This is a genomic window from Duganella violaceipulchra (genome assembly GCF_019166075.1).
GTDB lineage: Bacteria > Pseudomonadota > Gammaproteobacteria > Burkholderiales > Burkholderiaceae_D > Rugamonas > Rugamonas violaceipulchra.
Window position 1 is genome coordinate 1 of sequence record NZ_JAHTGR010000274.1, and the last position, 206, is coordinate 206.

General features: G+C 68.4%; 1 protein-coding gene. It reads right to left on the bottom strand.

Annotated elements, in window-relative coordinates:
• Nucleotides 1-206 (bottom strand): hypothetical protein (locus KVP70_RS34035; protein WP_217946833.1); only part of this gene is annotated, 206 nt, incomplete at both ends.

The window sequence follows — 206 nt, forward strand, 5'->3', positions numbered from 1 at the left end:
CGCCGCACAGTCGAGCTGGCCTTTCAGTCTTAGAGCGGCCGGCATGTGGTAGGCCGCGCCGGCGGCATGGTCGAGTTGGTCGAGGAACCAGAGCCGTTGCTGGGCCCACGAGAGCGGCAAGGCTTGGTTGCGCGCGGTGCGTTCGATCCGGCTTAAGCTCGCTTGCCGCGCTTGGCTGACGACGCTGGCCAGGCCTGCCAGCGTCG